Raw genomic sequence first — 18,246 nt, forward strand, 5'->3', positions numbered from 1 at the left:
TTTATCGCCAGAGCAAGAATGGCTCTGAAGCTTAAGCGATATCGAGCACAATCTTGCCAATATGCCTGCCCTCCTCCATGCGTTCATGCGCACGCCAGGCATCTTTCAGCGAAAAGATCATGTCCATCACCGGCGCGACGCGTCGTTGCGCCAGAAGCGGCCAGACTTTTGTCTCCAGTTCCCGCGCAATGCCAGCCTTGAAGTCAACCGGTCGCGGACGCAGCGTGGAGCCGGTATGGGTCAGACGCTTGCTCATCAATATTGCGAAATTGGCCGTGGCTTTCGCACCGTTGAGAAAAGCAATCTGCACGATGCGGCCATCCTCGGCTGCAGCCTTGTAATTGCGGTCAACATAATCGCCGCCGACCATATCGAGAATCACATTGGCGCCTTTGCCCCTGGTCATTTCCTTTACGACCTCGACAAAATCCTCTTGCCCGTAATTGACGGCGCGATCTGCTCCGAGTTTCAGGCACGCTTCGCATTTTTCTTTCGAGCCCGCCGTTGCAATGACGGTCGCACCAAATGCCTTTGCAAGCTGGATAGCCGTCGTGCCGATACCGGACGAGCCGCCGTGAACCAGAAAAACCTCGCCCTTCCTCAGCCCGCCGCGCTCGAACACATTGTGCCAGACGGTGAAGAAAGTTTCAGGGATCGCCGCCGCTTCGATGTAGCCATAGCCGGCAGGCAAGGGCAGTGCGTTGGTTTCATGCGCGACGGCATATTCAGCATAGCCGCCGCCCGCCAGCAGTGCGACCACCTGATCGCCGGTCTTGAACCGCTTGACGTCGCTGCCCACGGCAACAATGTCACCGGCAATCTCCAGTCCCGGAATATCCGATGCGCCGGGTGGCGGCGCATATTGTCCCTGTCGCTGCAGGACGTCCGGTCGGTTAACCCCGGCGGCGCGTACCCGCACCAGAATTTCACCTTCCTTGGGTTCAGGCACCGAGCGCTGAACAGGTCGAAGCATATGGGCTCCGCCCGGTTCGGAGATTTCGATAGCAGTCATCTGGGAAGGCAAGTCGGCCATCATATTCAAAACTCCATTCAGATTTCTGGCCCTACGCATCGTCGCAGAAATGCCGCACGGCGGACGCAAGACGTCACGTTAGGGAAATCGTCATCGATTTTCTCAAATATATATGCGACGATTCAAGGTGTTAAATCTTTTCTGAGCCATCATTGACCACGGAGGACGGCTATGAGCGGTTTCGATGAGGATGTGGTAAAGCCCCGCAACAGCGTGGCGCTAAGCGAAGAGGAGCTATCGCTGCTTTCGGTCATCGAGATCGACCAGCGCATAGCCCTGCTGCAATCCGAAATAGAGCGATTGAAGACAGAACGCCTCAAGAAGGGCGATAGCCGCGCTGCGGCAGAAGCATTGTTTCGATAGGAATGGGGTCGTCAACGGAAATGGATACCGGAGCAAAGCAACCGGAACCATTTCCGAGCGACGCGCTTTAGGAACAACAATCATTGATCGCAGCGATCGCTCATCAGCCTCAGCACTGACAGTTCGGCTTCAGACTTCGGGAATAGAGTTTTGCGCATTTACATTCAGGTTCTGGCCCTTCTCTGCGGCACAGCCTTCCTTCTCATAGCTTCGGGACTTCACGGTCTTCTATTGCCGCTGCGCGGCGGTGTGGAAGGTTTCTCAGTGGCATCGCTCGGCATGCTCGGCACGACCTGGGCAGGCGGATTCGTTGCCGGCTGTCTGTTTGCACCGCGCCTTGTGCGCCGTGTCGGTCATGTGCGGGCATTCGGTTGCTTTGCCGCATCGGCTGCGGTTATCGCTCTGCTTTCCGGCATCTTCGTAGATGCCACGATTTGGGTGATCCTGCGCGCCTTCACCGGCTTTTCGATGGCTGGCGCCTTCATGGTCATTGAAAGCTGGTTGAATGAGCGTGCGACCAACGAATCGCGCGGCAAGATTTTCGGCATGTATATGATGGTCAACTACGGAGCCACCATGTCCGGCCAGATGTTGGTAGCGGCAGGCGACGTACGCTCCGATCATCTGTTCATGATAAGCGGCATATTCTTCTGCCTGGCTCTCATCCCGACCGCGATCTCCACAGCCGTCAGCCCCAAGCCACTGACGGAAGTGCAGCTTGATCTCAAGGCGCTCTACAATAACTCACCTGCAGCTTTCGTAGGTTGCATCCTGATCGGCATCGCCAATGGCGCCTGGGGTACGCTCGGAGCTGTCTTCGGTGCGAAGTCCGGCATTTCGACCACCGAAATCGCCTTGATGGTCAGTGTCACCATTGCAGCTGGTGCCTTGATGCAGATTCCGATCGGACGCATTTCCGATCTGGTCGACCGGCGTTTCGTTCTGGCAAGCGTTGCGGCGCTGGCGGCACTGGTTGGCCTCATAGCCTTCCTCGTCGCTCCATCCAGCGGCCCGGTCATCATTACGATGACCGGATGCTATGGCGCACTTGCCTATGCACTCTATCCCGTTGCCGTCGCCCACGCCAACGATCATGCGACATCGGAAAGCTTTGTGAAAGTATCGAGCGGGCTTCTGCTGCTTTACGGCTTCGGCACGATGCTCGGGCCACTGCTGGCAGCAGCGGCCATGGATATTTTCTGGCCGTCCGGCCTCTTCGCCATCACCATGCTCGCGCATATTTCCATCACCGGCTATGCGTTGTTCCGTTCACGCAAGCGTGCATCCGTCCCGAAAGAAGAGAAAGACCAGTTCAAGAGCATGCCTTCCGAACGTGGGGCAACACCGGAAGCGCTGAACCTCGATCCAAGAGCTGAGACGGAAGGGTGACGGGCGCTGAAAATGACCGTCGATAAATAGAGCCGGTTAAATAGTTGAATCAATATGTTCGGCGGCTGTGTCACAGCCGCCAATACTGAATTTTGGCATCTTCGCTTGGGAATGCAAACTGCGTTCACGACAAAGAAATACCAGCTCGTCAGAGCCGTTCGGTCTCCAATGTCGATGGCTTGAGACGCCTTATCAAACCGCGATCTAAGCGCGGCTTCCCTGTTAGTGACGTGTTACCTGGGATCTCAGTTTTTCGATCTGGTCCTTGAGCATAAGCTTCTTGCGCTTGAGAGATGCAACGTGCAGGTCGTCCATTGCCGGTGACGCTATGGCTTCGGAAATTTCCTGCTCCAGAGCGCCGTGCTTTTTTTCGAGCGTGGCAAGATGGGACTCGATAGCCATCATCAGATCTCCTTTGGTTGATTTCCCTAGTTTACGGAACAGCGCAGACCTCGTTTGTCCGTTTACCCGCTATCCCGTCATTCAACCTGCATGAACGCCCGGCACACCTCCTGTATTCCGGGCCAAACACGCAGTCCCGGCTGCCTTGGATGCGGTATTGCTTGTCGCCTTCGACAGCCGCCGTCCATGACAGAACCATGACAGTTTGGCATGAGTTTGGTGCAAAGTCGATTTTGTCGTGGTAGCATTTTCCTGACGCGAAAAATGTGATAAGGGCTTCGCCGGAAACGGGCTGACGCCGCACCTTTTATGGTTTGGCGCGGCCCGTAAAACTATTCAACAGAACGGGGCACCGCATGTCCGATCAGGAACAGGCCGAAATCAGATTGGCCGTCGCACGACTGAAACAGGAACACGCGGATTTCGATGCTGCCATAAACGCCATGATAGCGGTTGGCTGCGACCAATTGCGCGTCCAGCGCATGAAGAAGAAAAAACTCGCAATCAAGGACAAGCTGCAGGAGATGGAAGATCGGGTGATCCCCGACATCATCGCCTGAATGTCCATAATGATCGATGATAGAGCCGGGGTTCGCCCGGCTTTATCATTTTGATATCACCCGAAACATGCACGAAAGAAGCGGAGCAGGAAGATCAATGAGCGTTACTGCCGATGTCGCCATCATCATGGGAAGCCAGTCCGACTGGGAAACCATGCGCCATGCAGCGGACACACTGGAAGCACTCGGCATTTCCTTCGATGCCCGGATCGTTTCCGCGCATCGCACGCCTGACCGGCTCGTTGCCTTTGCCAAAGGTGCCAAGGCGGAAGGGTTCAAGGTCGTTATCGCAGGCGCGGGCGGCGCGGCTCACCTGCCCGGCATGGCTGCAGCCATGACACCGCTGCCTGTCTTCGGCGTTCCGGTCCAGTCCAAGGCGCTTTCGGGTCAGGATTCGCTCCTCTCCATCGTGCAGATGCCAGCTGGCATTCCCGTCGGCACGCTCGCCATCGGTCGCGCCGGTGCGGTCAACGCCGCCCTTCTCGCCGCCGCCGTTCTGGCGCTTTACGATGAGGCGCTTGCAGCCCGCCTCGATGAATGGCGCACTGCGCAAACGGAAAGCGTGGCTGAGCGCCCTTCAAACGAGGCCTGATATGAACAACTCCGCACTCAATTCTGTACTCAGGCCCGGTGCAACCATCGGCATCATCGGCGGCGGTCAGCTCGGCAGAATGCTTGCCATGGCCGCAGCACATCTCGGTTTTGAAACGGTAATCCTGGAGCCACAGGCCGATTGCCCGGCAGCACAGGTTGCCAATCGCCAGATCATTGCCGCCTATGACGATCCGAAAGCGCTTGCAGAACTTGCAGCAGCGTCTGACGTCATTACCTACGAGTTCGAGAACGTGCCGGTCAGCGCTGCCGACAGGCTGGCCGAAACCGCTCTGGTCTTTCCTCCCCCGGCAGCGCTTGAAGTCTCGCAGGATCGCTTTACAGAAAAGCAGTTCCTCAACTCCAGCGACATCGAGACGGCACCCTGGCGTCTTGTGGACGATGAAGAAACCCTGATTGCAGCTCTGGGCGCACTTGGCGAGCGCGGCATCCTGAAGACGCGGCGTCTTGGTTATGACGGCAAGGGACAGGTCCGCCTGACATCACTCGACGAGTCCGAAGCTCACAAGGCGATTCTCGCGATCAATCGTGCCCCGGCCATCCTCGAAGGCTTCGTCGATTTCGAGCGCGAAGTTTCGGTGATCGCAGCACGTGACCGCTCCGGCAATGTCGCAATCTTCGATATTGCCGAAAACGTTCACAAGGACGGCATCCTTGCGACTTCGACCGTACCGGCTGCCGTTTCCGAAAACACGGCCGAAGCGGCTCGCAAGGCCGCTGCAAAGCTTCTGAACGCGCTTGATTATGTTGGCGTGCTGGGACTTGAGTTCTTCGTCCTGAAGGATGGCACGCTACTGGCAAACGAATTCGCCCCGCGTGTCCATAATTCGGGCCACTGGACGGAAGCGGCCTGTAACATTTCGCAATTCGAACAGCATATCCGTGCCATCGCCGGTCTGCCTTTGGGTAACACCGACCGGCATTCGGATTGCGTGATGGAAAACCTGATCGGCGACGATGTCGAGAAGGTGCCAGCGATTCTCTCTGAAAAGGATGCCGTGCTGCATCTTTACGGTAAAAAGGAAGCACGTCCGGGCCGCAAAATGGGCCATGTGACGCGCATTCACCCCCGCGGGAAATAATGTTCATCGGGAATCCCGTCGATTCCCGATGAATCTTTGCCACCTGCCAAGAATTTCAGCTCCAGTGCCCTGAATCTGCGGCTCAGGAGTTGACATTTGCCTGAAACCTTGTGTATTTCGGCCAACCCTTCGGGCATCTAACAGTGCCTGTAATCAATTGGCGCCTCGAGCGCCTGTTTTTATGAAGCCCCGCGGCATCTGCACGTCAACGGGCCAACAAGACCGGTGATTGACATGAAGATCAAGAACTCGCTTAAAGCGCTCAAGGGCCGTCATCGTGACTGCCAGCTGGTCCGCCGCAAGGGCCGCGTTTACATCATCAATAAGACCGCCCCGCGCTACAAGGCTCGTCAGGGCTAATCTTATTTCTGATTTTGCATTTGACGTTTCGCTGCGCATGGTAAAATCTATGCGCATGCGGAACGTTTTTGCATGTCTGGTTTCTTTTTCTGTACTCGCGTCGCTTGGTACGACGATGCCTTTGGCTTATGCCGAAGTGGCACCCGGCAAAATACCGCTCACCGCACCTCTGACACCCGTTCAAACCGGTCCCGACAGCGAACAGAAACCTGCCCCCGAAAAGCCCGCACCAGCGGCAACCCAGACGCCTGAAGAGCGTCTCGACAAGCTCTTTGCCGATCTTCGCCGCACGACGGACGAAGCCAAGGCGCGGCGCATTGCTTCACAGATCAATACGCTGTGGTCGCAGTCAGGCAGCGCAACAGTCGATCTTCTGATGCAATGGGCCAATGCGGCGATGCTCGAGCGGCGTTATCCCTCGGCAATCGACTTCCTGAATGAAGCGATCGCGCTCGACCCGGAATATGCGGAGGCCTGGAACCGCCGCGCTACGGTCTATTTTCTGCAAAAAGACTACGCCCACGCCATGTACGATATCAATCGTACCCTGGAGCTGGAACCGCGCCATTATGGCGCCCTGACCGGCATGGCGGCCATCTTGCGCCTGCGCGGCCTCAAGGAACAGGCGCTAAAAGCCTATGAGCAGGCTCTCATCGTCTATCCGATGATGCGCGACGCACAGAAGAACTTCAACGATTTGGCCGACGAACTGACGGATACGCGGACTTAGAGCCTGTTCCAGAAGTCGCCTGTATCGCTTTTTGATTCAGGCTCTTAGAACGGCTTCTGCCTCCCCACAAAACATTCTCAAAATTCGGCAAGACCAAAACAAAAAACGCGCTCCAAAGGAGCGCGTTTCTTTAGATGCCGTCCGCCATAACTGGATGAGATTTCGGCTGTGGCGAGCCGGAATCGAAGATGGGCGCTTTAGCGACCAAACTGGTGGAGTTTGAGAACCGGAGCGGAATGTACTGTTGGGTACATGAACACCGGAAGCGCAAAACAACGCCATTTGCCGGCCGTCACGGCTGGCATATTTTCAGTTTAAATGCCTGACTTTCCGTCTGGTCCAATATAGGCGATGCGCAGCATGTTGGTCGCGCCCGGCGTGCCGAATGGGACACCCGCGGTAATGATGACGCGGTCGCCAGCCTTGCCGAATTCTTCATGGAAGACAATTTCGCAGGCATGGTTGACCATATCTTCCAAATCATGCGCATCGGCTGTCACCACGCAATGCAGGCCCCAGACGAGCGACAGCTTGCGCGCAGTATCGACGACCGGCGACAGGGCGATGATCGGCGTGCGCGGACGCTCGCGAGCGGCGCGCAGGCCGGTCGTGCCGGAAGCGGTGTAGGTGACGATGGCCGAAAGCTTCAACGTCTCTGCGATCTGGCGTGCAGCAAGCGAGATCGCGTCGGCACCCGTTGGTTCTGGTGCAGCACGCTGCGCATCGATGATGGTCGAATAGGTCGGTTCCTTTTCAACCTGTTCGGCAATGCGGTTCATGGTGGCAACGGCTTCGACCGGATACTGGCCCGAAGCCGATTCCGCCGACAACATGATCGCATCGGCGCCTTCGAACACAGCGGTTGCAACGTCGGACACCTCTGCACGGGTTGGGACCGGAGCCGTAATCATCGATTCCAGCATCTGGGTAGCGACGACGACCGGTTTGCCAGCGCGGCGCGCCTTGCGGGTAATCTGCTTCTGAATGCCTGGAACGCTTTCAAGTGGCACTTCAACGCCAAGATCACCGCGCGCAACCATCAATGCGTCCGAAAGCTCGATGATTTCATCGAGACGCGTCACGGCTTGCGGCTTTTCGATCTTCGACATCAGGCCGACCTTGCCGCGCGAAACCTTGCGTACCTCGGCCAGATCTTCCGGACGCTGGATGAAGGAAAGCGCAACCCAGTCAATTTCTTCCTTCAGGACGGCATCGAGATCCTTACGGTCCTTTTCCGTCAGCGCACCGACGCCGAGCGTCGTGTCCGGCAAGCTGACGCCCTTGCGGTCCGAAATACGCGTTCCGGAAATCACCTTGCAGCGGATCGACTTGCCGTCGCTTGCCTCGGCAACCAGATGCAGCTTGCCGTCATCGATCAGCAGGCGATGCCCCGGTTCAACAGCTTCAAGAATTTCCGGATGCGGAAGATAGACGCGATGTTCGTCGCCAGGCGCTTCATTGTTGTCGAGGGTGAAGGTCTGGCCGGGAACGAGATCGACCTTACCGTCCTTGAACTTGCCAACGCGCAACTTCGGGCCCTGAAGGTCGGCCAGAATGCCGATAGGACGGCCCAGTTCCTTTTCCACATTACGGATGCGCTTGACGAGGGTGCGCATCAGGTCATGGTCGGCATGACTCATATTGATGCGGAACACATCCGCGCCTGCCTCAAACAGCTTGCGGATGACGGCTTCTTCACCCGACGCCGGACCTAGCGTGGCGAGAATCTTGACCTTGCGGTTGCGCTTCATTGACTATTCGTTCCTGTAACGGTGGGATTTGCTGTCGGCGTTTCATCGGTGAGCTGAACCATCCAGCTCGATTGTTCCCCGGTGTCGTATTCCTGGAAGCCGTTGCGCTGGAAACCGCGCGCGAAGCAATCCTGGACGCCAGTAATACGGAATTCTTTCTCGGCCACGCACATATTGACCTTGCCCTCCCAGCGTCCGCCGCCCTGAGCGTCTTCGGCATAGAGGTAATAATAGCGCGATGTCAGCGGCCCCTCGATGAGGGTTTTGCAGCTTGATCCGTCGATATGCCACCAGCCTTCGGTCACCCAGCCGGTTTTGGCTCTGTAGCCGATGGACACACCAACCAGGTTCTGGGTTGCATTGCATACGCGGAAATCCGCACGAGCCTCTATGGATGTCATGCCCAGCGCAGTCATCAGCACACCGGCAAACAAAACTAGAGATAGTGGAAGTCGCATACGCAGAACCCCTTCAGCCCGCTATCGGTTTTATCGAACAATTTATATTGCACAGGGAAATCCCATCTCGGGCAAATCCCATCTCGGGTCGCTCTCTTTTCGGCAGTTTCGCCTTTGATGTCAACGCAATCCCATTGAGAACAGGTACTCTTCATCAAAGAATGATCGTTGCAATCCGGGCTTTCTCATGACAGACCTGAAACAGCTTCCCGCACAACACAGAAATAATCCCCTTATTTAGCCTCGGATTTCGCTCCATGCCGCTTCAATCCGGATCAACCGCTTCGCCGCCATTCTCACCGGCATACAGTGTCGACGGCGATTTTAGTCTCGGCCTGCTCCTGACCGCCGATCATGCACGGCGTGATGTTCCAGCCGAATATGGCACGCTTGGTTTGCGGACAAGTGAATTCGACCGGCATATCGCTTATGACATTGGCGTCGAGAATCTGACCCGCAAACTTGCAACCCGCCTGAACGCGCCTGCCGTCCTTGGCGGCTTTTCACGCCTTTTGATCGATCCCAATCGTGGCGAAGACGACCCGACGCTTATCATGCAATTGTCCGATGGGGCGGTCATTTCCGGCAATTACCCAATGTCGACAGGTGAACGCGAGGAACGGCTTGAACGCTTCTATCGTCCCTATCACGACACGGTCGCGCGAGCGAGCGAACGCGTGGTGGCTGAAAGCAGGGCAGCGCCTTTCATCGTCTCGATCCATTCCTTCACGCCGCGCTGGAAGGAAAAGTCCCGCCCCTGGCAGATCGGCCTTCTCTGGGACAAGGACGACCGCGCCGTAAAGCCGCTTTTGTCGCTGCTGCGTGAAAACGTCGATCTGACGGTTGGCGATAACGAACCTTATGACGGCGCCCTCAAGAACGATGCCATGTATCGCCACGCGACGGCAAAGGGCTTCGCCCATGTCCTGATCGAGGTACGACAGGACCTGATTGCCGATGACAAAGGTGCGACTGAATGGGCTGACAGGCTGACGCCAATGATCGCGCACATCAACACCTTGCCCGGCATTCACGCGGCCCAGTATTTCGGCTCACGTGCTGATCGCAGTGAGTAACAGGCCTGTCAGGAGAGGCTTTACCCGCTATCCACAGGGCTTGACCCGCCAAATCGGGTCGTGCATCGAAAAAGGCTCTTAATTTTGCCTGCGACTCGCGGGAAAAACGGTCCAGACTTTCGATAAGCGGTTTTCACGCAATGCGTGTCCGCATCATCACAGATTTTGAATTGGAGAACTCCTCGTGAGCGACGACATTACCAGCGAAGCCCAAACCATTGCTGTCGGCCAGTTGCGTGCTTTCATCGAGCGCATCGAGCGCCTGGAAGAAGAAAAAAAGACCATCGGTGACGATATCAAGGAAGTTTACGCGGAATTGAAGGGCTCGGGGTTTGACAGCAAGGTCGTGAGGACCATTATTCGTCTGCGTAAAAAAGAAGACCATGAACGTCAGGAAGAAGAAGCCATGCTGCAGCTTTATATGGATGCGCTTGGCATGAGCTGATTTCGGCTCTTCCCGGAGCCTTCCTTCTTCCCGAAATCGAAACCCGACGGATCGTCCGCGATTCGTATTCAGAGGAAGGGGATAAGGTCTATGGAGTTCAGGAAGCTCGGACGTACCGAACTCAATGTTTCGCCACTTTGCTTCGGTGGCAATGTATTTGGATGGACGGTCGATGAAGCGACGTCTTTTTCGCTTCTCGACCGTTTTGTCGATGCCGGATTCAATTTCATCGACACAGCGGATGCTTATTCCGCCTGGGCGCCCGGAAATGTGGGCGGCGAATCCGAAACCATTATCGGCAACTGGCTGAAATCTCGCGGCCTGCGTGACAAAGTCGTCATTGCCACCAAGGTCGGCTCCGAAATGGGGCCTGACGAAAAAGGTCTTTCCCCGGCCTATATCCGCAAAGCGGTCGATGCCTCCCTCAAACGGCTGCAGACGGATTATATCGATCTCTATCAATCGCACTGGGACGATCCCGAAACACCGTTCGAAGACGTGCTCGGCACCTATAAAGAGCTGATCGGCGCAGGCAAAGTGCGCGCCATCGGTGCGTCCAATCTCACGCCTGAGCGACTGACTGAAGCGCTTGATGTCGCCCGGACCAACAATCTGCCGCGCTATGAAAGCCTGCAGCCGCTTTATAATCTTTATGATCGAGCAGATTTCGAGAATGGGCTGGAGAAAATCTGCCACGAAAACGAGCTTGGCGTTATTTCCTATTATTCGCTCGCAGCAGGGTTCCTGACCGGGAAATATCGTTCTGCTGACGATCTCGGACAAAGCGCACGCGGCAAATCGGTCGAAAAATATCTGACGGATCGTGGCTCGCGGATCATTGCTGCACTCGATGATGTTGCACGCAATCTCGATGTCACGCCTGCGCAGGTTGCAATTGCATGGCTCATCGCACAGCCGTCGATCACAGCCCCTATCGCCAGCGCCACACGCTCGGCCCAGCTCGGCGAACTGATCGCCGCTGCCGAACTGAAACTCAGCGATGATGAAATCGCCTTGCTGAACAAGGCGAGCAGTTAAGTTCGAAGATTATATCGAAGGGTAGCCCTACCCTTCGATTTCCTCTCGAAGCATTTCCAGCTCCAGCCATTCTTCTTCCATGGCCGTATTTTCGGAGCGCTTCTTCTCAAGAAGATCGGCAGTCTTGGCAAAAAGCGTCGGATCCTTGGCATAAAGCTGCGGGTCAGCAAGCTTGCCTTCCAGCACTGCGATTTCCTTCGAGAGAGCATCCATCTTGCCTGGCAGGGTTTCGAGCGCAAATTTCTGCTTGTAGGAAAGCTTGCGCTTTTCCTCACGCTTCGGCTGCGAAGTGTCCTCTTCCGACTTCTCGTCACTTCGGCTTCCTGACACCTTGACCGAGCGCCGGTTCAAAGCCTGCTCCTTGCGCTGCGCCATCATGTCGGCATAGCCGCCTGCATATTCGAGCCAGCGCCCGTCACCTTCCGGCGCAATCACCGACGTAACCGTGCGATCCAGAAAATCACGATCGTGGCTGACCAGAATGACTGTGCCAGGAAAACCTGCAACCAGTTCCTGCAGCAGATCGAGCGTTTCCATATCAAGATCGTTGGTAGGCTCGTCGAGGATAAGCAGGTTGGCGGGCCGCGCCAAAACACGGGCCAGCATCAACCGCGCACGTTCACCACCGGAAAGCTCCCGAATGGGGGTACGCGCCTGTTCCGGCTGGAACAGAAAGTCCTTCATATAGGACACGACATGCCGCTGTTCGCCGTTGACGACAAGGCTTTCACCGCGCCCATCCGTCAGATAATGCGCCAATGTCTCATCCAGATTGAGACTTTCGCGCTTCTGGTCGAGTTCGGCCATTTCGAGATTGACGCCAAGCCGCAACGTTCCGGAATCCGGCGCAAGCTTGCCAGTCAGAAGCGACAGAAGCGTGGTCTTTCCGGCACCGTTGGGTCCAACGAGACCGATACGGTCACCGCGCTGCACACGGATCGAAAAATCCTTGACCAGAACACGCTCGCCATAGGCCTTGCTCAACCCCTTGGCTTCGATCACCAGCTTGCCGGATTCCTTGGTATCGCTTGCCGCCAGTACCGCCGTCCCTTGTGCCTTGCGATGATTGCGAAAATCGGCACGCATGGAATGCAGTTCGCCGAGACGGCGCATATTGCGCTTGCGGCGCGCCGTAACGCCATAACGCAGCCAATGCTCCTCGCGCGCAATCTGCCGCCCCAGCTTGTGATGGTCGCGCTCTTCTTCTTCCAGCACCTTGTCGCGCCATTCCTCGAAATGGCCAAAGCCTTGCTCAAGACGACGCGTAAGACCGCGATCCAGCCAGACCGTCGCCCGGCTGACATTTTCCAGAAAGCGGCGGTCATGCGATATCAACACGATCGCCGAGCGGATCTGGCGCAGTTCGCTTTCCAGCCATTCGATGGTGGTCAGATCCAGGTGGTTGGTCGGTTCATCCAGCAGCAGAACGTCAGGTTGCGGGGCGATCACCCGCGCCAGGGCGGCACGGCGTGCTTCGCCGCCGGACAGATGATCCGGCTTTTCGTCGCCGGTCAGTCCGAGATGTTCGAGAAGATAAGTGACACGATGCGGGTCATCGGCTGGTCCGAGCCCCGCTTCCACATAGGCGCGAACATTGGCAAAGCCATCCATATCCGGCACCTGCGGGAGATAGCGGACAGTTGCACCCGGATGTTTGAAAACCTCACCCGACGTTGCTTCCACCATACCGGCGGCGATCTTGAGCAGCGTGGATTTACCCGAACCATTGCGTCCGACCAGCGCGATGCGATCGCCTTCGCTTACCGAAAGGCTGGCATCTTCCAGAAGCGGCGTGCCTCCGAAGGTGAGCTTGATCTCGTCGAGGCGAAGGAGCGGTGGTGCCATGGTTCTCTTCGATAAACAGGGTTAAAAATTCCGCCCTGCTTGTCCGCGACAAAAGCCGTTCTGTCAAATGGTACGGCACGAAAAGACCCGTGAAAAACAAACAGGCCGGGTTTCCCCGACCTGTCAGCAAACTTATTTATCCAGCTATTGCTGGCCCAGTGTTACTGGCCCAGTGTTACTGGCAAGGCGCTTCGTAGACGCGGCCATAAGGATCGCGGTAACGGCAGTACTGCGTTCCGTTGCGCGTCTGGGCTGCACCAAGGAGCGTACCGGCAACGCCGCCGATAGCAGCGCCAGCAAGAGCGCCACGGCCATTGCCGCCGATTGCGCCACCGGCGAGTGCGCCGAGTGCTGCGCCACCAACGCCGTACCCGGCCGTGCGCTGTTCATTCGTCGTGCATGCAGCCGTCGAGAACGCGAGCACGCCAGCAACAGCAATCATCGTAAGACGTGACTTCATTGAAACATCTCCTACAAGAGTTGAACTAATCACCGACTTTGCGTCCCCAATTTCGGCGTAAAGCAGATGACACCCGCTTGGCCCATTTACAATACGTTTCGCCTGCCAGCGTCAAGCTCTTTCGATTGATAAGGTTATCGGCCCCGGAGCGGTGTTTCCTCCATCGCCAAGTTGGCGATAAGTATCGCTAATCCAGAACTCGCAGTAACGCGAAGTGTTCCACGAACTACATTGGAAACTGTCCATGAAGAGCCGAATGGCAGTGTCACATTATCTAACGGCCACTCCGCATTCGTGATCGAAAGGCCTTCGATAGTGCTGAAATTAATCACACTGAACGGCGTCCCGTCCGGAAAATCATAAACATAATCTCCGGGCGGCAAAGGCCAGGCCTCCTCGGAACCGCTGGACAACAGCACGTTCCGCCCTTTTGCAGCCTGCGCTGTTGCCATGGTCAGATGCAGAAGCGTGTGATCGGTGCGCTGACCGCCGAAGGCTCCGCAAAGGATCACCCGATCCGCACCCCGCATATAGGCCTCCTCGAAGGCCAGTTCCCCGTCCGTCATGTCCTTGGCAGCAGGGAACCTCTTTTGCGGCACGTGTCCATATTGCACGCGAAGCTCAGCAGAAGCCGAATCGAAATCGCCAAGCCAAAGTTCCGGTTCGACACCAAGAGCAGCAGCGTGCCTGATCCCGCTATCGGCAGCGAGAATACGCGCACCTGCAATTTGGCGTTTCAGGCGATCGGTCACGACCAGATCACCGCCGAGAAGAATGACGAATGTGCTCATAAGCCGCTCATAACACGGGCAAATCCATGCCGGAAGCCTGCATTCGCCGCCATTGCACTCCCTTGCCCTTCCCGTTGCGAGAGATTATTGTCGCAACCGCTCTAACGGGGTGCCGTCTGCTTTCGCGGATGGCTGAGAGGTCGCATTCCCGGCCAACCCGCTGAACCTGATCCGGTTTGCACCGGCGGAGGGATTAGATGCTCCATAAACGGCGCTCAATCCTCTTGTTGTAAAAGAAAGGAAGTGCCGTGATGCGGCTTTTATCTTTGCTGGCCTTTTCATTCTCCACAGCCCTCGCTTTCACGCCTTCTGCGCAGGCGAAAGACAAGCTCACTGTTTATACCTATGACAGTTTCGTTTCCGAATGGGGTCCGGGCCCGAAGATCAAGGAAAACTTCGAGAAGGAATGCGATTGCGAAGTGGACTGGATCGCTTCGGCCGACGGTGTCGCCCTGCTCAACCGCCTGAAGCTTGAAGGTGGCAATACCAAAGCCGATATCGTCCTCGGTCTCGATACCAATCTGACGACCGAAGCACGCGCCACCGGCTTTTTTGCTCCAAGCGGCATCGACCAAAACAATGTGAGCATTCCGGGCGGGTTCAAGGACGATATCTTCGTTCCCTATGATTATGGCTACTTCGCCGTGGTCTACGATTCGGAAAAATTGCCCAATCCGCCCAAGAGCCTGAAAGAACTGATGGAAGGCGATGCTTCCCAGAAGATCGTGCTGCAAGACCCGCGCACGTCGACGCCGGGGCTGGGCATGTTGCTCTGGATGAAATCGGTTTATGGCGACGAAGCGGAAGCGGCCTGGCAGAAACTGCAGAAGCGCGTTCTCACCGTCACGCCCGGCTGGTCGGAAGCCTATGGTCTTTTCACCAAGGGTGAAGCGCCGATGGTGCTGTCCTATACAACGTCTCCCGCCTATCACATGATTGCGGAAAAGACGGAGCGCTATAAGGCTCTGGCCTATCCGGAAGGTAATTATCTCCAGATCGAGCTGGCCGCCCAGACCACCACTGGCGCGAAAAATCCACTGGCGCAAAAGTTCCTGGCTTTCATGATCAGCCCCGGCTTTCAGGATGTTATTCCTGAAACCAACTGGATGTATCCAGCGAGCAAGACATCCACCCCGCTTCCAGCCGCTTTCGACGCGATGCCGAAGCCGGAAAAGACTCTTCTCCTGCCTTCCGACGAAGTAGCCAAGAACCGGAAGTCATGGGTCGATGAATGGCTGGCGGCGACCAGTAAATGACGACATTCCCGGCACAGCACCGCTCGAAAGACGCACCCGCCGCCAGACCGGCTGCGGGCGTACTGACGCTTGTCTTTCTGGTCGTGCTTTCCGGTGGTGCGCTTGTCGCACTGGCATTCGAAGCGGGCCGCGGTGGTTTTGACGCCGCGGTTAATTTCGACACCTATCTGTGGCGGGTTGCGCGCTTCACGATCCTGCAGGCGATCGCTTCAAGCCTGCTTTCCGTGCTGTTTGCTGTTCCGGTCGCCCGTGCACTTTATGCCGAAGCAAGCTTTGCGGGGCGCGGACTTATTCTGCGCCTGTTTGCCCTGCCGCTTGCTCTGCCTGCACTCGTCGCAGTGCTCGGCGTCACCAGCATCTATGGTCGCAACGGGTTCATTGCGCATCTGTCAGAAGCCGCAGGCCATCCGTTCCAACCGGACATTTACGGTATTACGGGCATATTGATCGCCCATGTTTTCTTCAACATGCCGCTCGCTGTCCGTCTCATTCTTGCAGGCTACGACTCGATACCAACCGATTATTGGAAGCTATCCGCGCAGCTTGGCATGGGCAATGGAGCACGCTTCCGGCTCATCGAATGGCCCGTGATCCGGCGCAATCTGCCGGGCATGATCGGCCTCCTGTTCATGCTCTGCGTGACGAGTTTCACAACTGTGCTGACGCTGGGCGGCGGCCCGCGTGCCACCACGCTGGAAGTCGCAATCTATCAAAGCTTGCATTTCGATTTTGATCCGGGTCGCGCGGTCGCCCTCACCTTCACGCAGCTTGCATTGACGTTGCTGGTCCTTCTGGCCCTGCGGATGACCGGTAGTCCGTCTGAAGAAGGCTTCACCCACGCGGCGACGCCGCGACGCTACGGCAAAACGTCTACGGCTGAACGCATTTCGAACATCGTCATCATCGGGATGGGTTTCCTCTATGTCGCACTGCCAATTGCAGGCGTTGTCATCTCCGGTCTCGCAGCCGATCTTGGGCGGCTACTGACGGAAAGGACGGTCTGGCGCGCGATCGGCACCAGTCTGGCGCTCGGCTTTTGCGCGGCGTTGCTATCGGTCATTTTGTCACTTGCGCTTGTATCGGCACGTGAAGCGATGAAGAAACGCAAGGTCGCCAGTATTTTCGATACCGGCGCCAGCCTGATCCTCGTCATGCCGCCCATCGTGATCGGCGCTGGCTGGTTCATCCTGCTTCGTCATTTCACCGATCCATTTGCGATGGCGCCGTTCATGGTCGTCACCGTGAATGCGGCGATGGCCATGCCCTTTGCCGTGCGTCTTCTGCGGCCCGCATGGGACACGGCGGCCAGTCGCCACAACCGGCTTTGCGCGCAATTGGGCATTCATGGCCTTAGTCGTTTCCGGCTTATCGACTGGCCTTCGATCCGCAAAACTTTCGGCATGGCCTTTGCCTTTGCCATGGCGCTTTCTCTTGGCGATCTCGGCACGATTGCCCTGTTCGGCAGTGACGCGCTTTTGACACTGCCCTATCTCCTCTTGCAGCGCATGGGCAGCTACCGCACATTCGACGCGGCAGGTCTGGCGCTTATTCTCGGGCTGCTTTGCCTCGTATTGATGATGATCGCGGATCGCGCATCCCGAAAGGAAACGCCTTCTCTATGAATGCCCGGATGGATGCCTCGATGAACGCCCCAATAAACGTCCTCGCCGAAATTCGCCTTGATGACGTTCGTTTCAGCTATGGTGAAACCGCCATGCATTTCGATGCGACGATAGAGGGCGGTGTTATTGCTGCAATTGTCGGACCAAGTGGTTCGGGCAAGTCGACACTTCTTAACCTGATTGCCGGTTTCGAATTTCCGCAATCCGGTCGCATCTTCATCGGCGATAAAGACGTCAGTGAACTTTCGCCAGCGGACCGGCCTGTTTCGATGGTGTTTCAGGAAAACAACCTGTTTGCCCATCTGACCGTCGAACAGAATGTCGGCCTCGGACGCTCGCCGAACCTGAAGCTCTCCGCGCAAGACCACACCGATATTGCGGAGGCTTTGTCGCGTGTCGGGCTCGCAGGCAAAGAACAGCGCAAGCCGGAAGCGCTTTCCGGTGGCGAACGCCAGCGCGTGGCGATTGCCCGGGCTCTTATACGCCAGCGCCCGGTTCTGCTCCTTGACGAAGCCTTTGCCTCGCTTGGCCCAGCGCTACGACACCAGATGCTGGATCTTGTCAGGGAGCTTCAACTTGAAACCCGTATGACGGTGCTGATGGTGACCCATACGCCTGAAGATGCGCTCTATCTCGACGCGGTGTTGCTTTTTCTCGACAGTGGCCGGATTTCCGCAATAGGCCCCGCCACTGAACTACTCTCTCCGACTGGACCGGAAGCATTGCGGCACTATATCGGCGAAAAGCAGAATTCGGCGCTAAACCTCAAATAGAGTTACGGTTGCGGACATATTTTGTTCGCAATCTGCCGGAAGAACCGGCTACAGCTTTCTTATAGTGCCCATGTACGGCTTGTACGCTTTCTGGTCTGTGGCTAGATTTGGCCCCGGATCAAGCAATCTGATTCAGAAGCGAGGATAAAATACTGTTCCGTCAATCGACCCGTTCCCGGGCCTTCCTGTGTCTACCCATC

20 protein-coding genes and 1 riboswitch are annotated in these 18,246 nt (G+C 56.7%); of the genes, 13 read left to right on the forward strand and 7 right to left on the reverse strand.

Annotated features, from left to right (window positions below):
- Window positions 1-31 precede the first annotated feature (31 nt).
- A complete protein-coding gene (locus OHI65_RS20550; protein WP_125300899.1) occupies window positions 32-1,036 on the reverse strand; it encodes an NAD(P)H-quinone oxidoreductase in 1,005 nt (334 codons plus the stop codon).
- A 168-nt stretch (window positions 1,037-1,204) separates the two neighbouring features.
- Between OHI65_RS20550 and OHI65_RS20555 the strand changes: the two genes are divergently transcribed.
- Window positions 1,205-1,396, forward strand: coding sequence for a DUF1192 family protein (locus OHI65_RS20555; protein ID WP_010661417.1), 192 nt, complete (start codon window positions 1,205-1,207; stop codon window positions 1,394-1,396).
- Window positions 1,397-1,546: 150 nt separating this feature from the next.
- A complete protein-coding gene (locus OHI65_RS20560; protein WP_012091309.1) occupies window positions 1,547-2,785 on the forward strand; it encodes an MFS transporter in 1,239 nt (412 codons plus the stop codon).
- A gap of 222 nt (window positions 2,786-3,007) precedes the next feature.
- Here the strand turns inward: OHI65_RS20560 and OHI65_RS20565 are convergent, their stop codons facing one another.
- Window positions 3,008-3,190, reverse strand: coding sequence for a YdcH family protein (locus OHI65_RS20565; RefSeq protein WP_012091308.1), 183 nt, complete (start codon window positions 3,188-3,190; stop codon window positions 3,008-3,010).
- A gap of 353 nt (window positions 3,191-3,543) precedes the next feature.
- On the opposite strand from OHI65_RS20565, the gene OHI65_RS20570 reads away from it, so the two are divergent.
- The 5 genes from OHI65_RS20570 to OHI65_RS20590 all read left to right on the forward strand — a co-directional run bounded on the left by OHI65_RS20570 (window position 3,544) and on the right by OHI65_RS20590 (window position 6,531).
- Entirely contained in the window at window positions 3,544-3,747 is a 204-nt protein-coding gene (locus OHI65_RS20570) for a YdcH family protein (RefSeq protein WP_006471281.1), read from the forward strand.
- Between the two features lie 97 nt (window positions 3,748-3,844).
- Entirely contained in the window at window positions 3,845-4,339 is a 495-nt protein-coding gene (purE, locus tag OHI65_RS20575) for a 5-(carboxyamino)imidazole ribonucleotide mutase (RefSeq protein WP_010661420.1), read from the forward strand.
- Between the two features lies 1 nt (window position 4,340).
- Window positions 4,341-5,441 carry a 5-(carboxyamino)imidazole ribonucleotide synthase gene (locus OHI65_RS20580; protein WP_125300898.1) on the forward strand — a complete coding sequence of 367 codons (1,101 nt, stop codon included), beginning with the start codon at window positions 4,341-4,343 and terminating at the stop codon, window positions 5,439-5,441.
- Between the two features lie 234 nt (window positions 5,442-5,675).
- A complete protein-coding gene (ykgO, locus tag OHI65_RS20585) occupies window positions 5,676-5,801 on the forward strand; it encodes a type B 50S ribosomal protein L36 (protein WP_010661422.1) in 126 nt (41 codons plus the stop codon).
- A gap of 37 nt (window positions 5,802-5,838) precedes the next feature.
- Window positions 5,839-6,531: a tetratricopeptide repeat protein gene (locus tag OHI65_RS20590; protein WP_012091306.1), complete on the forward strand. Its 693-nt coding sequence runs from the start codon at window positions 5,839-5,841 to the stop codon at window positions 6,529-6,531.
- A gap of 314 nt (window positions 6,532-6,845) precedes the next feature.
- Here the strand turns inward: OHI65_RS20590 and pyk are convergent, their stop codons facing one another.
- Together pyk and OHI65_RS20600 are read right to left on the reverse strand one after the other, a co-directional pair.
- Window positions 6,846-8,282, reverse strand: a complete 1,437-nt coding sequence (pyk, locus tag OHI65_RS20595) for a pyruvate kinase (RefSeq protein ID WP_012091305.1) — start codon at window positions 8,280-8,282, stop codon at window positions 6,846-6,848.
- A complete protein-coding gene (locus OHI65_RS20600) occupies window positions 8,279-8,740 on the reverse strand; it encodes a DUF1036 domain-containing protein (RefSeq protein WP_010661425.1) in 462 nt (153 codons plus the stop codon). Before OHI65_RS20600 ends, pyk begins: the two co-directional genes overlap by 4 nt.
- 257 nt (window positions 8,741-8,997) lie before the next feature.
- Here OHI65_RS20600 and OHI65_RS20605 point away from each other — a divergent pair, with 257 nt between their 5' ends.
- From OHI65_RS20605 to OHI65_RS20615, 3 genes are all read left to right on the forward strand, one after another.
- Window positions 8,998-9,816: an N-formylglutamate amidohydrolase gene (locus OHI65_RS20605; RefSeq protein ID WP_125300897.1), complete on the forward strand. Its 819-nt coding sequence runs from the start codon at window positions 8,998-9,000 to the stop codon at window positions 9,814-9,816.
- Window positions 9,817-10,000: 184 nt separating this feature from the next.
- Complete coding sequence (locus tag OHI65_RS20610) at window positions 10,001-10,261, forward strand: DUF2312 domain-containing protein (protein ID WP_002964837.1); 261 nt, start codon at window positions 10,001-10,003, stop codon at window positions 10,259-10,261.
- A 90-nt stretch (window positions 10,262-10,351) separates the two neighbouring features.
- Window positions 10,352-11,299 carry an aldo/keto reductase gene (locus OHI65_RS20615; protein WP_125300896.1) on the forward strand — a complete coding sequence of 316 codons (948 nt, stop codon included), beginning with the start codon at window positions 10,352-10,354 and terminating at the stop codon, window positions 11,297-11,299.
- Window positions 11,300-11,326: 27 nt separating this feature from the next.
- Here OHI65_RS20615 and OHI65_RS20620 read toward each other — a convergent pair whose 3' ends face one another.
- The 3 genes from OHI65_RS20620 to OHI65_RS20630 all read right to left on the reverse strand — a co-directional run bounded on the left by OHI65_RS20620 (window position 11,327) and on the right by OHI65_RS20630 (window position 14,395).
- Window positions 11,327-13,144 carry an ABC-F family ATP-binding cassette domain-containing protein gene (locus tag OHI65_RS20620; protein ID WP_125300895.1) on the reverse strand — a complete coding sequence of 606 codons (1,818 nt, stop codon included), beginning with the start codon at window positions 13,142-13,144 and terminating at the stop codon, window positions 11,327-11,329.
- Window positions 13,145-13,319: 175 nt separating this feature from the next.
- Window positions 13,320-13,604 (reverse strand): hypothetical protein, encoded by a 285-nt coding sequence (locus tag OHI65_RS20625; protein ID WP_010661429.1) that lies wholly within the window; start codon window positions 13,602-13,604, stop codon window positions 13,320-13,322.
- Between the two features lie 134 nt (window positions 13,605-13,738).
- On the reverse strand, window positions 13,739-14,395 hold the full coding sequence (locus OHI65_RS20630; protein ID WP_010661430.1) for a thiamine diphosphokinase: 657 nt from the start codon (window positions 14,393-14,395) through the stop codon (window positions 13,739-13,741).
- A 95-nt stretch (window positions 14,396-14,490) separates the two neighbouring features.
- A riboswitch (TPP riboswitch) is annotated at window positions 14,491-14,605 on the forward strand.
- A gap of 41 nt (window positions 14,606-14,646) precedes the next feature.
- On the opposite strand from OHI65_RS20630, the gene thiB reads away from it, so the two are divergent.
- From thiB to thiQ, 3 genes are read left to right on the forward strand one after another with little or no spacing between them, the layout of a single operon-like run.
- On the forward strand, window positions 14,647-15,651 hold the full coding sequence (gene thiB, locus OHI65_RS20635) for a thiamine ABC transporter substrate binding subunit (RefSeq protein ID WP_125300894.1): 1,005 nt from the start codon (window positions 14,647-14,649) through the stop codon (window positions 15,649-15,651).
- Window positions 15,648-17,273, forward strand: coding sequence for a thiamine/thiamine pyrophosphate ABC transporter permease ThiP (thiP, locus tag OHI65_RS20640; protein WP_125300893.1), 1,626 nt, complete (start codon window positions 15,648-15,650; stop codon window positions 17,271-17,273). The genes thiB and thiP overlap by 4 nt, the downstream gene beginning before the upstream one ends.
- A 20-nt stretch (window positions 17,274-17,293) precedes the next feature.
- A complete protein-coding gene (thiQ, locus tag OHI65_RS20645; RefSeq protein ID WP_413541923.1) occupies window positions 17,294-18,046 on the forward strand; it encodes a thiamine ABC transporter ATP-binding protein in 753 nt (250 codons plus the stop codon).
- Window positions 18,047-18,246 lie beyond the last annotated feature (200 nt).

The sequence above is a fragment of the Brucella sp. MAB-22 genome (assembly GCF_025908475.1).
Classification (GTDB): domain Bacteria; phylum Pseudomonadota; class Alphaproteobacteria; order Rhizobiales; family Rhizobiaceae; genus Brucella; species Brucella anthropi.